General features: G+C 34.1%; 13 protein-coding genes. 1 reads left to right on the forward strand and 12 read right to left on the reverse strand.

What is annotated here, in order from left to right:
- Positions 1-319: 319 nt before the first annotated feature.
- A complete protein-coding gene (locus tag KA909_RS02480) occupies positions 320-1,660 on the forward strand; it encodes an Nramp family divalent metal transporter (protein WP_193839522.1) in 1,341 nt (446 codons plus the stop codon).
- Between the two features lie 341 nt (positions 1,661-2,001).
- On the opposite strand, the gene KA909_RS02485 is transcribed toward KA909_RS02480, so the two are convergent.
- The 12 genes from KA909_RS02485 to pdhA all read right to left on the reverse strand — a co-directional run bounded on the left by KA909_RS02485 (position 2,002) and on the right by pdhA (position 13,883).
- Positions 2,002-2,487: a DUF4064 domain-containing protein gene (locus KA909_RS02485; RefSeq protein ID WP_075108507.1), complete on the reverse strand. Its 486-nt coding sequence runs from the start codon at positions 2,485-2,487 to the stop codon at positions 2,002-2,004.
- Positions 2,488-2,626: 139 nt separating this feature from the next.
- A complete protein-coding gene (gene auxB, locus KA909_RS02490; RefSeq protein ID WP_193839523.1) occupies positions 2,627-3,835 on the reverse strand; it encodes a lipoteichoic acid stability factor AuxB in 1,209 nt (402 codons plus the stop codon).
- A gap of 72 nt (positions 3,836-3,907) precedes the next feature.
- The gene (locus tag KA909_RS02495) at positions 3,908-4,981 is read right to left on the reverse strand and encodes an ABC transporter substrate-binding protein (RefSeq protein ID WP_210129937.1); all 1,074 of its coding nucleotides are present in this window, start codon (positions 4,979-4,981) and stop codon (positions 3,908-3,910) included.
- Positions 4,978-5,790 carry an ABC transporter permease gene (locus KA909_RS02500; protein ID WP_210129938.1) on the reverse strand — a complete coding sequence of 271 codons (813 nt, stop codon included), beginning with the start codon at positions 5,788-5,790 and terminating at the stop codon, positions 4,978-4,980. The genes KA909_RS02495 and KA909_RS02500 overlap by 4 nt, the downstream gene beginning before the upstream one ends.
- Before the next feature lie 5 nt (positions 5,791-5,795).
- On the reverse strand, positions 5,796-6,599 hold the full coding sequence (locus KA909_RS02505; protein WP_016930732.1) for an ABC transporter permease: 804 nt from the start codon (positions 6,597-6,599) through the stop codon (positions 5,796-5,798).
- A complete protein-coding gene (locus tag KA909_RS02510; RefSeq protein WP_193839525.1) occupies positions 6,592-7,686 on the reverse strand; it encodes an ABC transporter ATP-binding protein in 1,095 nt (364 codons plus the stop codon). Before KA909_RS02510 ends, KA909_RS02505 begins: the two co-directional genes overlap by 8 nt.
- 15 nt (positions 7,687-7,701) lie before the next feature.
- On the reverse strand, positions 7,702-8,241 hold the full coding sequence (locus tag KA909_RS02515; RefSeq protein ID WP_016930734.1) for a helix-turn-helix domain-containing protein: 540 nt from the start codon (positions 8,239-8,241) through the stop codon (positions 7,702-7,704).
- A gap of 172 nt (positions 8,242-8,413) precedes the next feature.
- The gene (locus KA909_RS02520; protein ID WP_075108510.1) at positions 8,414-8,686 is read right to left on the reverse strand and encodes a UPF0223 family protein; all 273 of its coding nucleotides are present in this window, start codon (positions 8,684-8,686) and stop codon (positions 8,414-8,416) included.
- 185 nt (positions 8,687-8,871) lie between these two features.
- Positions 8,872-10,278 (reverse strand): dihydrolipoyl dehydrogenase, encoded by a 1,407-nt coding sequence (gene lpdA, locus KA909_RS02525; protein WP_016930736.1) that lies wholly within the window; start codon positions 10,276-10,278, stop codon positions 8,872-8,874.
- A 3-nt stretch (positions 10,279-10,281) separates the two neighbouring features.
- Positions 10,282-11,583 (reverse strand): dihydrolipoamide acetyltransferase family protein, encoded by a 1,302-nt coding sequence (locus KA909_RS02530; RefSeq protein ID WP_016930737.1) that lies wholly within the window; start codon positions 11,581-11,583, stop codon positions 10,282-10,284.
- A gap of 206 nt (positions 11,584-11,789) precedes the next feature.
- Positions 11,790-12,767: an alpha-ketoacid dehydrogenase subunit beta gene (locus tag KA909_RS02535; RefSeq protein ID WP_053022629.1), complete on the reverse strand. Its 978-nt coding sequence runs from the start codon at positions 12,765-12,767 to the stop codon at positions 11,790-11,792.
- A 3-nt stretch (positions 12,768-12,770) separates the two neighbouring features.
- Complete coding sequence (gene pdhA / locus KA909_RS02540; RefSeq protein WP_053022628.1) at positions 12,771-13,883, reverse strand: pyruvate dehydrogenase (acetyl-transferring) E1 component subunit alpha; 1,113 nt, start codon at positions 13,881-13,883, stop codon at positions 12,771-12,773.
- Positions 13,884-13,924 lie beyond the last annotated feature (41 nt).

Consider the following 13,924-nt stretch of genomic DNA (forward strand, 5'->3'; position numbering starts at 1 on the left):
CAAAGTTTAACGCTATTTTAATTGTTGTCATTATGATATAAGCGTATGTAATAAGTGAGCTACGTAGCACAGACGCAGTAGCTGACTGAATTGAGAAGACGCTTAAATAATTGCTCTTCTCAACATTCGTCATCCGTACTGGCAGAAACTAAAAAAACATTTTATGAAGCAATTTAATAATCCAAATAACTTTGGAGTGGGAATACGAATGTGATAAGCGTTCTAACCCACTCCCTTAATTTTTTACTTCGAATTTATTAGGTTGACCTAAAAATAAAGTTGGATTATTATAAAACATATAGTTTGAAGGAGTTTTATCATGGGTATAAAAGACAACAATGAACAACGTAGTTTAGATGAAATTAATAGCACAATCGAATTTAATGGTACACAACGTACGAGTCAAAAGTTTTTAGCATTTCTTGGTCCAGGCTTACTTGTAGCAGTAGGCTATATGGATCCAGGAAATTGGATTACATCAATGCAAGGTGGCGCACAATTTGGTTATACCTTATTATTTATCATTTTGATTTCAAGTTTATCAGCAATGTTATTACAAAGTATGACTGTTCGCTTAGGTATTGCAACTGATAAAGATTTGGCACAAATGACACGTCATTATTTAAATAAACCGACTGCAATTATATTTTGGATTATCGCTGAGCTTGCAATCATTGCGACTGATATTGCCGAAGTAATTGGAAGTGCTATCGCTTTAGATTTACTTTTCGATATACCTTTAATCATCGGCGCATTGATTACAGTTTTGGATGTATTTTTGTTACTTTTTATAATGAAGTTTGGCTTTCGTAAGATTGAAGCAATCGTCGGTACATTAATTTTTACTGTACTTATGATTTTTGTATTTGAAGTCTTCATCTCATCACCGAATACAATTGAAATACTTAATGGCTTTATTCCTCATCATCAAATTATTACTAATCATAATATTCTGTATATTGCATTAGGTATTATTGGCGCTACGATTATGCCTCATAATTTATATTTGCATTCATCAATCGTGCAATCCCGAAAGTATAATCGTCACAGCCTTACTGATAAAGCCCAAGCGATTAAATATGCAACGATTGATTCTAATATACAATTAAGTATCGCATTTATTGTGAACTGTTTATTACTCGTTCTTGGCGCTGCCCTATTTTATGGTGTCAATTCGAATAATTTAGGTGGCTTTTATGATTTATATCACGCATTAAGAACGCAACCTGTCTTAGGTGTTGTGATGGGGAGTATTATGAGCACTTTATTCGCAGTAGCATTGTTAGCTTCTGGTCAAAATTCAACTATTACAGGTACACTTGCAGGTCAAATAGTGATGGAAGGTTTCTTAAAATTATCCATTCCAAATTGGATGAGACGACTAATCACAAGAAGTTTAGCCGTCATACCTGTTTTAGTATGTCTTATTATTTTTCGGGGTAACGAATCTAAAATGGAGCAATTGCTCGTATTTTCTCAAGTCTTCTTAAGTATTGCATTACCCTTCTCATTAATACCGTTACAATTAGCCACTAGTAATCAAACATTAATGGGACCATTTCAAAATAAAAAATGGGTAAATATATGTGCTTGGAGTTTAATCATTATACTAAGCTTCCTAAATATTTATCTGATTATAGAAACATTTAAAGAATTATAAAATTAAACGGCAAAATGAAGAAGGGAGTGGAACAGAATTCTTTTTAAATTCGTTGTCCACTCCCAGATTGCTTTGCTTGTAGAATTTCTTTATGAAATTCTCTTTGCTGGGGCCCCGAACCCCAACTTGCTTAGCTTGTAAAATCACTTTCGTGATTTTTTGTGTTGGGGTCCCGCCCACCTCCGCAAGGGTGACTAGAACTGAGAAAAGCTTGAATTAAGCGTCTTCTCAGTTCAGTCAGCTACTGCGAATTTGCCAAATAGCTTCATTATATTATTTTTGTCCCAACCTCAATTTAGCTAGGCATTATTTCCTTTGCACATCTATTTTCACTCTATATTTTAATAAATATAGGGATCATCTTTCTTACGATCATTATAAGCCCTTTCAGATTGCCAATCATCCATTGATGGCTTGACTGATTTTGGCTTTTTGTTAGGTTGATTTGGATCTTTTTTAACAAATAGCATTATTGCTACAACAATCCATAGCACGCCTGCAATTAAACTCATATTGAATATACCTACTAACGCTGCAACAATAAGTAGCGAACCAGCTAATATAGGTCGTCCTTTAATGATAGACATTCCAATAATGCCTAAAAGTGTTGAGAAAATAAGTGTTCCCATAGAAAAAGTCATTGCAAAGTTTATCATTTCAGGCGTAACCTTCACATCCTGATTACCAAATTGTTTTAACATTTGCTGGTATTGTTCCGTATTACTATTTTGTCTTACCGTAAAATATGATATTAATGACATAATCAAATACATCATACTTAAACCACAAGCAATCCAGCCAAGAATTAATTCTACCTTTCGATTCACACACTACACCTCCAATATTGAAGTATTTAATTAAATCATACTAAAATTATAATTTATTTGCGACTAACTTAATAATTTATACATAGATATATATATAAAACGGTTAAGCCATAAATGACTTAACCGTTTTAAGGAGATATTAATCTTTATTATCTTCGTTGTTATTTGATTCTTTATCTGATTCAATATCATCTTTATTCAATATTTGTTTACGTTCTTCATAATTCATACGTCGTTGACTAACTGCACTTGGTTGATTTTTGCGACGCTCTTTCATACGTTGATTATAAGCTTTACGTTTTTCTTTTTTCTTGGCTTTAAGTTCAGCCTTTTCTCTTTTACGTTGCGCTTTTTCTTCTTTTTTATCAATTTTCGGCTCTGAATCAACCACATTTTCAGCAAAATCATTTGAATCTTGATCAATGTTGTTATCGTACTGAGATTGTTTATTCGATTTCTGATTGTATTTAGCCTGTCTTGAAAGTACGCCAGTTGCTTCATTCTCATTAGCATCTGTGTGGTACTCATCAGTGAGTGCACGTTTTGGATATTGATTATATTTATCTTCCTCAGTGTCAGTTGCTAAATCTTGCTCAGCATCATTACGATGTGTTGTGTCATCAAAGTTGTTATCTCGATAATTATTATCGATATCATCATTGTAATATGGTTTTTTACGACGTGTACGACGGTCTGATTTTTTAGTTTTATGTGGTGGTTCCACATCGTCTTGTTCATAATCGTCATACTGGTTATGATTATCGTAACCATAGTCGTCATTAATATTTCTATTTGATCCATAATAACGATCATCATAATCATTATATTCATCTCTAGGATAGTAATGCGGTTCATAGCCTTGTGATGGACCGTACATAGGTACTGTTTCAACCTTACTCTTCCGTGCAAACATCATGATTGCAATGATAAAGAAGAAAATAGGAATAATTAATGTTACGAATAATAATACCAATGGCAATGTAATAATTGAGGCAATTAAGAATAAGAATCCAGAAAGTATTCTCATATTCATAGATATTAACGCTAAAAATGAAATAAGCAAACATACTATGAAATAAACAATAATTGCCCATACACCATTTTGTAACCAAATCACAAATTGTGTGGTATTTAAACTATTATTTGTTAAAATCTGCTGAATTAGTTCATTATTATTCATTGAGTTTTCAAGATTTTGAATTGATGTATCATTACTAAATGACACGAGTGCAATAAACATTGTAATAACCGTCAATATAAGTAAGAAAATCCAACTAAACCAACCTAAAAGTTTTTCAGTCAGACGACTCACAGGCCGTTTGATTTGCGTGTAACGTTCTCCTGACATGTATTACAACTCCTTATATAACTTATCAAATAATTATATCTAATTCATTATAAAATAACTACTATTTATAGTCTATTTTAAAGACATTTTAAAGTTTAAGAAACTTTCGTTATATTCTCCTAATGTTTTAGGTCCTAAATCTTTATAAACTTCTAATCGCGCTTGCTCTTTTTGCGTTGGATAGAAACGATGATCATCTCTTACTTCTTTAGGTAATAACTGACGTGCAGCTTTATTTGGTGTAGCGTATCCTACCCACTCTGTATTCTGTTTGTTATTTTTAGCTTCAAGAAGGAAATTCATAAATTTATAAGCACCTTCTTTGTTTTGCGCTGTCTTAGGAATAACCATGTTATCAAACCATAGATTAGATCCCTCTTTCGGAATCACATAATTATATTTGTCACTATTTTGCACTAGTGGAGCTGCAACACCACTCCAAACGACTGCGATATTTCCTTCATTTTGTTCAAGCATCATTGTAACCTCGTCTCCAACAACACCACGAACTTGAGGTGCCAGATGGTGTAAATCCTTCTCCGCTTCTTTTAAATGATTGGGATTAGTATCATTTAAACTATAGCCTAATTTATTTAAAGCTAATCCCATAATTTCACGTGCACCATCCACTAATAGAACATCATTTTTATATTTGGGTTGGTATAAAGTACGCCAGCTACTAAAGTCTTCATTTGGATAGGCTTGCTTATTATATAAAATACCCACTGTTCCAAAGAAATAAGGTAGTGAATATTTATTATTTCTATCGTATGACATATTCATATAATTAGGATCTAAATTTTTAATATTGGGAACCTTACTATGGTCAAGTGGTTCTAGTAAATTTTCACGTTTCAATTTTTGAACCGTATATTCACTTGGAAAAGCCACATCATAATGCGTTCCACCATTTCGAATTTTAGCTTCCATCGCTTCATTCGAATCAAACGTTTCATATACAACTTGAATGCCCGTTTCTTTCTCAAATTGTTTAATTAAATCTGGGTCAATATATTCGCCCCAATTATATACATAAATCTTTTCACCAGTACTCGTATTATCCTGCGATTTAAACCAGTGACTAATACCTAAGCAAATTAAACCGACAACAATGGCACCCAATATAAGTTGTAAAAATTGCTTCACTGTTGTACACCTCGCTTAGCTAAATGTCGTTTTTTCACTGAACGTTGTATTGCATAATAGCCAACAATTCCTAATACGATAGCAGCGAATAAAATCGTTGAAATGGCATTAATTTCCATACTAATTCCTTTACGTGACATAGCATAGACTTCGACAGACAGTACACTAAATCCGTTACCCGTCACGAAGAAACTTACTGTAAAATCATCTAATGAATACGTTAAAGCCATAAAAAAACCACCAATAATGGAAGGCATTAAGTTTGGAATCAATACACGTCCAAGTATTTGTGATTCTGATGCGCCTAAATCGCGTGCAGCATTCAATATATTGTTATTCATTTCATAAAGTTGTGGTAACACTACGATAACAACAATTGGAATACAGAATGCAATATGAGATGCAAGCACCGTTCCAAAGCCTAAACCTAACCCAGTTATATGTCCAACTGCTGTAAACATAATTAAAAATGAAGCACCTATCACTACATCTGAGGAAACCATTAGTACATTATTAAGTGTTAACAAAGTTACTTTGAATTTTTTATTTCTTAAGTAATATAACGAAATAGCACCAAAGGTTCCTATAATAGTTGAAATCGCTGCCGCTAATAGTGCAACTGCTATTGTATTAAAAATAACAGACATTAAACGGTCATTTTGAAACAGACTTTGATAATGCTCTAGAGTGAAATGTTCAAAATGAATCATATTTCCCGCTGAATTAAATGAATAAAACATAAGGAAAAATATCGGAACATATAATATCACTAATAGGATGCCAATATATAATTTTCCATACCACTTCATTTAATTCACCTTCTTTCGTCCGTTGATTTTGATTTAGTAATAATTAAAATAAACGCCATAAATACAATTAAGAAAATAGCAATTGTAGAACCCATACCATAATTTTGAATCACTAGAAATTGTTCTTCAATTGATGTACCAATATTAATTACTTTATTACCCGCAATCAATCGTGTAATCATGAATAATGATAATGCTGGGATAAAGGTTACTTGAATGCCTGTCATGACACCTTCTTTAGTCAAAGGTACGATTACTTTTCTAAAAGTTGTAAAAGGACTAGCTCCCAAATCACTTGAAGCTTGTAACAAATTATTAGGAATTGCTTTCATACTATTAAATATCGGTAGAATCATAAATGGTATATAAATATAACTTGCTACTAATAAAAATGCGCCTGGCGTAAATAAAAGATTAGCTGCCGGTAAATGAATAAAATTAAGAAATTTATTAATCAAACCTTCATGACTTAATATGCCAATAAACGCATATGTTTTTAGTAAAAGATTTATCCACGTAGGAATAATTAAAATGAGCAACCACATATTTTGATTTTTTGATGCACGGATAAAGTAAGCAGCGGGATAACTAATTAACAAAGTAATTATTGTAATAAGCGCTGCATAAAAAATTGAATCCCACATCATCTTTAAATATTTCAATGATAATATTTGTTCATAATTGGTAAAACTAAAATGACCATTTAGATCGGTAAATGAGAAATATACGAGTAGAATAACTGGTATGATAATGAATAATAGCATCCATAATAAATATGGAATGATGAGCACTTTATTAATATTACGCATTGTCTAACGCCTCGTAACTTTCAATACGTTTATCAAACTCTTCTTCTGTTTCACCAGGAACCATAATATGAATTGCTTCCGGGTCAAAATAAAGGCCAACTTCGCTTCCGACTTCAGCTTTTTTAGTTGTTTGTATTACCCACTCATACCCTTTTCGATCAATGCAACAAATTTCATAATGTACGCCTCTGAATAACATTGAGTCTACAGTGGCTTTAAATAACCCTTTGTCCGATGCTATTAATGAAATATCCTCAGGTCTGATGACAACTTCTACCTTCTTCCCAGAGGGTATTCCCGCGTCTACACATTCAAAGTCTTGACCATAGATATTCACTACAAAATCCTCTACCATTTTACCTTCAACGATATTAGATTCACCTATAAAATCGGCAACAAAACGGTTGACCGGCTCATCATAAATATCTGTTGGTGTACCAAATTGTTGGATTTTACCATCTTTCATAACAAAGATATAATCACTTAAAGCCAACGCCTCTTCTTGATCGTGCGTTACAAATATGAATGTTATTCCTAGGCGCTTTTGTAGTTCACGTAATTCATATTGCATCTCTGTTCTTAATTTTAAATCTAAAGCGGATAATGATTCATCCAATAATAATATTTCAGGTTCATTGACAATGGCTCTTGCAATTGCCACACGTTGCTTCTGACCGCCACTCATTTCATTGATGTTACGTTGTTCATATCCTGATAACTTCACAAGTCTTAATGCATCTTTTACTTTTTTATCGATATCTTTTTTAGAATATTTTTTTAACTTTAATCCAAAAGCTATATTATCGTAAACATTTAAATGTGGAAATAAAGCATAATCTTGGAAAACAGTATTTACCTTTCTCTTATTCGCAGGCAAATCACCTATCGATTTATTTAAATAGATAATATCTCCATCATCTGGTTGTTCAAATCCAGCTATAAGCTTCAATATCGTTGTTTTCCCGCAACCTGAAGGACCTAGTAATGTGTAGAAATGACCTGATTCTATCTCTAAATCCATTTTGTTCAATATTGTTACATCGTCAAAACCTTTTGTCACACCTTTAAATGATAACAATGGCTCCATTACTATTCTCCTCCCTTATAAATATGATGCTGTCGCAACAATCAAAATTTCTATTTCTTCTGATGTTTCATTATGTAATTGATGAATTTCATCAGCCCTAAAGTATAAAACATCCTCTTCATTAGCCTGGTATCGTGACTTTCCTAAAGTCAGCGTTACACATCCTTTTAAACAATATATAAATGTGTCTGATTCAGATGGATCAAAATGTTTATAGGATGCACCTGGTTTCAATGATAATATGAGCGGTTCCATTTCAAATTCATTTGATTTCATTACTAACCAATTAAGAACATATCCTCTATCATATTCATCATAAACTGTGCGCTCATCTCTCGTGTAAAGCACTTTTTCTTTTGATTTTTCTTTAAAAAAATCACTTGGAGATGTACCTAACACCTCTAAAATATTTAAAAAGGTTTCCATGCTAGGAGAAGCATGCTGACTTTCAATTTGAGAGATATATCCCTTGGACAAATCTGTACGTTCTGCTAACTCTTCTTGTGTTAAATTCTTTATACGTCTTAAATTACGTAATTTATTGCCAATTTGCATTGTTAATCACCTTAAAAAAAGCTATACCTTGTTTACTAATATTAAACATTTTGTTTAATGCTTAATAAAAGTATCAAAATATAGCTTTGACTTCAATAGTTTTTTGAAATTAAATATAAATTAATCTAATAGACTTTATAAGTTTTGATAGTTCACATAGAACATCGCTAAGTTAATTAGCGCTAAACGACGTTTGATCAGGATTATTTTTCACTTCTTGTATGACTTTGTAGCTGTTATAACTACTCTTTTCTTCAAATTCTTTAAATAATTGCTTTTCCTCTGCTTTACCAGGAACGATTTCTTTAAAACGTTTATAATGCTGCATTAAGTCTTGACCATTGACCGTTTTTTCATAATAGCTTTCAATTTTATTGAAAAAGGCAATCACATCGACCATTTCTTCGTTAGTCCAATCTAAATCTAGCGGATATTGATACTCCATCTAAACCCTCCTTTTTATTATTTTAGCCGTTATTAATCTTATACCCATTACAGCTAGAAAATATTAAAAAAAGGGATGAAACCAAGTTCAAATATGAACTTGAGTTGCACCCCTGTTGACTGTTAAATAACTATAATACAGTTATTCAATTTATGAAATTAATCTATTCGACTAATCATTAATTATTACATAGTGTGGATTGGTAATCCAATTGCTTTTTCAGCAGCTTCCATAGACATTTCACCTAATGTTGGGTGAGCGTGTACAGTTAATGCGATATCTTCAGCATTCATACCAGCTTCAATAGCTAAACCTAATTCAGAGATAATGTCTGAAGCGCCATTACCAGCAATTTGTGCACCGATAACAGTACCGTCTTCTTTTAATGTGATAAGTTTAACGAAACCAGTAGTATCATCTAATGATAATGCACGGCCATTACCAGCATAAGGGAATTTAGAAGCTTTATAGTCTAAACCTTCTTCTTTAGCTTGTGCTTCAGTGTAACCAACTTGAGCTAATTCTGGCTCAGTGAAACATACAGCTGGCATACCGATGTAGTCTACTTCTGATGCTTGGCCAGAAATAGCTTCAGCAGCTACTTTAGCTTCATAACTTGCTTTATGAGCAAGTGGTAAACCAGGAACGATATCACCAATTGCATAAATATTGTCGATAGAAGTACGGCTTTGTTTGTCTACTTCTAATAATCCACGATCAGCGAATTTAAGGCCTAATTCTTCTAAACCTAATTCGTCTGTATTTGGACGACGACCAACAGTTACTAATACATAATCAGCTTCGATAGTTTTTTCTTCACCTTTAGCTTCATAAGTAACTTTAACGCCATTTTCAGTTTCTTCAGCATTTTTAGCCATTGCTTCAGTAATGATTTCAACGCCTTTAGCTTTCATGCCTTTTTTAACTGGTTGAACCATTTGTTTTTCGAATCCGCCAAGAATTTCTTTAGCGCCTTCTAAAATCGTAACGTCTGAACCGAAGTTAGCAAATGCAGTACCAAGTTCTGAACCAATGTAACCACCGCCGACAACGACTAATTTACCTGGAACTTCTTGTAAGTTTAAAGCACCTGTTGAATCGATAACACGTTTACCGAATTCAAAGTTAGGAATTTCGATTGGTCTAGAACCTGTTGCGATAATAGCGTGTTTGAAGTTATAAGTTTGAGCACTTTTTTCGTCCATAACACGTAAGCTATTATTATCAACGAAATATGCTTCACCTTTAACGATTTCAACTTTATTACCTTTTAATAAGCCTTCAACACCACCAGTTAATTTGTTAACAACTGATTTTTTGAATTCTTGAACTTTGTCAAATTTAAGTGATACGCTTTCAGCGATAACACCTAAGTTTTCAGAGTGTTGTGCTTCTACAAAGCGGTGTGAAGCGTGTAATAATGCTTTAGAAGGAATACAACCAACGTTTAAGCATACACCACCTAAGTTACCTTTCTCAACGATAGTAACTTTTTGTCCTAATTGTGCTGCACGAATTGCTGCAACGTATCCACCAGGACCTGCTCCGATTACAATAGTATCTGTTTCAATTGGGAAATCTCCAACTACCATGTTTTACCCCTCCATTAATAATAATTCTGGATTATTTAATAAGCGTTTAATGTGATTCATAGCGTTTTGTCCAGTTGCACCATCAATTTGTCTGTGGTCAAAGCTTAATGATAAAGCTAATACTGGAGCTGCTACGATTTCACCGTCTTTAACGATAGGTTTTTGAGCAATACGGCCAATACCTAAGATAGCTACTTCTGGGTGGTTGATAACTGGAGTGAACCATTGTCCACCAGCTGAACCGATATTACTGATTGTGCATGTAGCACCTTTCATTTCGTCAGATGTTAATTTACCATCACGCGCTTTAACAGCTAATTCGTTGATTTCATCTGAAATTTGGAAGATTGATTTACGGTCTGCATTTTTAACTACAGGTACTAATAAACCTCTTTCAGTGTCAGCAGCAATACCAATGTTCCAATAGTGTTTGTGTACGATTTCGCCAGCTTCTTCGTTGAATGAAGTGTTAAGTGCTGGGTATTTTTTAAGTGCAGAAACTAATGCTTTAACAACATATGGTAAGAAAGTTAATTTAATACCTTGTTCAGCTGCAACTTCTTTGAATTTTTTACGGTGATCCCATAAATCTTGAACATCAATTTCATCCATTAATGTTACGTGAGGAGCAGTGTGTTTAGAGTTAACCATTGCTTTCGCAATGGCTCTACGCATTGCTGGGATTTTTTCTGTAGTTTCAGGGAAGTCACCTTCAGGTACAGATTGTGTTTGAACTGCAGAAGTATCTTCTGATGTTGAAGCAGCTGCACTTTCGTTTGAAGCTGTTGCTGCTTGCGCACCGCCACCATTTAAGTGGTTGTCAATATCTTCTTTAGTAATACGACCATTTTTACCTGAACCAGCTACTGCTTTGATGTTAACGCCTTTTTCACGAGCATATTTACGAACAGATGGCATAGCTTTGATTTGTCTATTTTCATCTACTTCTTCATCTTGTGAAGCTGATGCTGCTGGTGCTTCTTCTGTTTTAGCTTCTTCTTGAGCTGGTGCTTCTTCTGTTGAAGCATCGTCATCATGACCACCTTTAAATTGCATATCTTCTGCATCAGGTGCGTCGATTTTAACAATAACATCACCTACTACTGCTACAGTACCTTCGTCAACTACAACTTCTTCAACAGTACCGCTAACAGGAGATGGGATTTCAACTACAGATTTGTCATTTTGAACCTCTGCTAATACATCATCTTCTTCAATTGTATCTCCGGCTTTAACAAACCATTTTACAATTTCACCTTCGTGGATACCTTCACCAATGTCGGGTAATCTAAATTCAAATGCCACGTTCTTGTCCTCCTAGATTTCTTATTCATCATTTAATAAATTTATAACATAGAGCAAGGACAGAATAATTTGAACACCTACATCAAATTACTTTGCCCTACGTCTCTAGTTTACACTTACTTATTCACACATAGAGTAAAAAGTAAACATGTTACTTACTTACTTCCTATAAGTCTGATTGCTAGCTAATTGTTAAGCTAAAAATATTAGAATTCTAATGTAGCTTTAGCTTGTTCAACGATGTCGTTTTTGTTTGGTAACCAAACATTTTCAGCTTGAGTAAATGGATATACTGTATCAGCAGCAGCTACACGAGCGATTGGTGCTTCTAATGAAAGAATAGCACGTTCAGCTAATTCAGCAGCTACTGTAGCACCAACACCAGCTTGACGTTGTGCTTCTTGAACTACTACAGCACGACCAGTTTTTTCAACTGAAGCAACTAAAGTATCGATGTCGATAGGTTGTACAGTACGTAAGTCAATAACTTCTACTGAGTAACCTTCTTTTTCTAATTCTTCAGCAGCTTTTTCAGATTCTTGAACCATTGCACCGTAAGCGATTAATGTGATGTCGTTACCTTCTTTTCTCACATTAGCTTTACCGATGTCAATTGTATATTCTTCTTCTGGAACTTCTTCACGGAATGAACGGTATAATTTCATGTGCTCTAAATATACAACTGGATCATTTGATCTGATTGATGATAGTAATAAACCTTTAGCATCATATGGGCCTGAAGGAATAACTACTTTAATACCTGGTGATTGAGCTAAAATACCTTCTAAGTTATCAGCGTGTAATTCAGGTGTATGAACACCACCACCGAATGGTGCACGGATTGTAACAGGTGCTACTTTAGAACCACCTGAACGGAAACGTGTACGAGCAATTTGACCAGCAACTTCGTCAAATACTTCAAATACGAAACCAAGGAATTGGATTTCCATTACTGGACGGAAACCTTCTACAGTTAAACCAAGAGCTAAACCACCGATACCAGATTCAGCTAATGGCGTATCGAATACACGATCTTCACCGAATTCTTTTTGTAAACCTTCAGTTACACGGAATACACCACCGTTAACACCAACGTCTTCACCGAAAACTACTACGTTTTCGTCATTTTGCAATTCAGTTTTAAGCGCATTGTTAATCGCTTGAACCATTGTCATTTGTGCCATGGCTTATTTCGACTCCTTCTCTTTGTAAATTTCATATTGTTCAGCTAAGTTTTGAGGCATATCTTCGTACATGATATCCATTAAGTCAATAACTGTTTGTTTTGGAGTATTGTCAGCCTCTTTGATAGCTTTCTTGATGTCGTCTTTAGCACGTTCAATAACTTCATTTTCTTTATCTTCGTTCCATAATCCTTTGTTTTCTAAGAATTTTCTGAAACGAACTAATGGGTCTTTTTTCTTCCAATCTTCATCTTCATCTGAAGTTCTGTAACGAGTTGGGTCATCTCCAGCCATTGTATGAGGACCATAACGATAAGTCATAGTTTCAATTAATGTTGGACCTTCACCATTAATAGCACGATCACGAGCTTCTTTAGTAGCTTGGTATACAGCTAATGCATCCATACCATCAACTTGGATACCAGGGATACCTACTGCAATAGCTTTTTGAGCTAATGAAGTTGCTGCTGTTTGTTTACTACGTGGAGTAGAAATAGCATAGTTGTTATTTTGGATAACAAAAATTGCTGGTGCTTTGTAAGCTGAAGCAAAGTTGATACCTTCATAGAAGTCACCTTGTGATGAACCACCGTCACCAGTGTAAGTGATCGCTACTGCTTTTTTACCACGTTTTTTAATACCGAATGCTACACCAGCAGTTTGAATGTATTGTGCACCGATAATGATTTGTGGACTGAATGCATTAACGCCTTCAGGGAATTGATTTCCTTTGAAGTGTCCTCTTGAGAATAAGAAAGCTTCAGTTAATGGTAAACCATGCCAAATGATTTGTGGCACGTCACGGTAACCTGGTAAGATGAAGTCTTCTTTTTCTAAAGCGTATTGTGAAGCTAATTGTGAAGCTTCTTGTCCAGCTGTTGGCGCATAGAAACCTAAACGACCTTGTCTATTTAATGAAATAGAACGTTGGTCAAGAATACGTGTCCACACCATTCTTTCCATTAATTCTACTAGTTGTTCATCAGTTAAATCAGGTACTAAGTCTTCATTTACGACATTACCATCAACATCCAAAATTTGAACCATTTCAAATTTCGACTGAGTATCATTTAATACTTTTACTGCATCGAATTGGGCTTGTAACTTAGGAGCCATTCAATTCACCATACCTTTCCCATATAATAGAAATTCATTTT

Source organism: Staphylococcus sp. GDX8P54P (assembly GCF_017893165.1).
Taxonomy (GTDB): Bacteria; Bacillota; Bacilli; order Staphylococcales; family Staphylococcaceae; genus Staphylococcus; species Staphylococcus borealis.

Coding starts and splice junctions, on each gene's coding strand:
- KA909_RS02480 (WP_193839522.1), top strand. CDS start 320: ATGGGTATAAAAGACAACAATGAACAACGTAGTTTAGATGAAATTAAT.
- auxB (WP_193839523.1), bottom strand. CDS start 3,835: ATGTCAGGAGAACGTTACACGCAAATCAAACGGCCTGTGAGTCGTCTG.
- KA909_RS02500 (WP_210129938.1), bottom strand. CDS start 5,790: ATGAAGTGGTATGGAAAATTATATATTGGCATCCTATTAGTGATATTA.
- KA909_RS02505 (WP_016930732.1), bottom strand. CDS start 6,599: ATGCGTAATATTAATAAAGTGCTCATCATTCCATATTTATTATGGATG.
- KA909_RS02510 (WP_193839525.1), bottom strand. CDS start 7,686: ATGGAGCCATTGTTATCATTTAAAGGTGTGACAAAAGGTTTTGACGAT.
- KA909_RS02515 (WP_016930734.1), bottom strand. CDS start 8,241: ATGCAAATTGGCAATAAATTACGTAATTTAAGACGTATAAAGAATTTA.
- KA909_RS02520 (WP_075108510.1), bottom strand. CDS start 8,686: ATGGAGTATCAATATCCGCTAGATTTAGATTGGACTAACGAAGAAATG.
- lpdA (WP_016930736.1), bottom strand. CDS start 10,278: ATGGTAGTTGGAGATTTCCCAATTGAAACAGATACTATTGTAATCGGA.
- KA909_RS02535 (WP_053022629.1), bottom strand. CDS start 12,767: ATGGCACAAATGACAATGGTTCAAGCGATTAACAATGCGCTTAAAACT.
- pdhA (WP_053022628.1), bottom strand. CDS start 13,883: ATGGCTCCTAAGTTACAAGCCCAATTCGATGCAGTAAAAGTATTAAAT.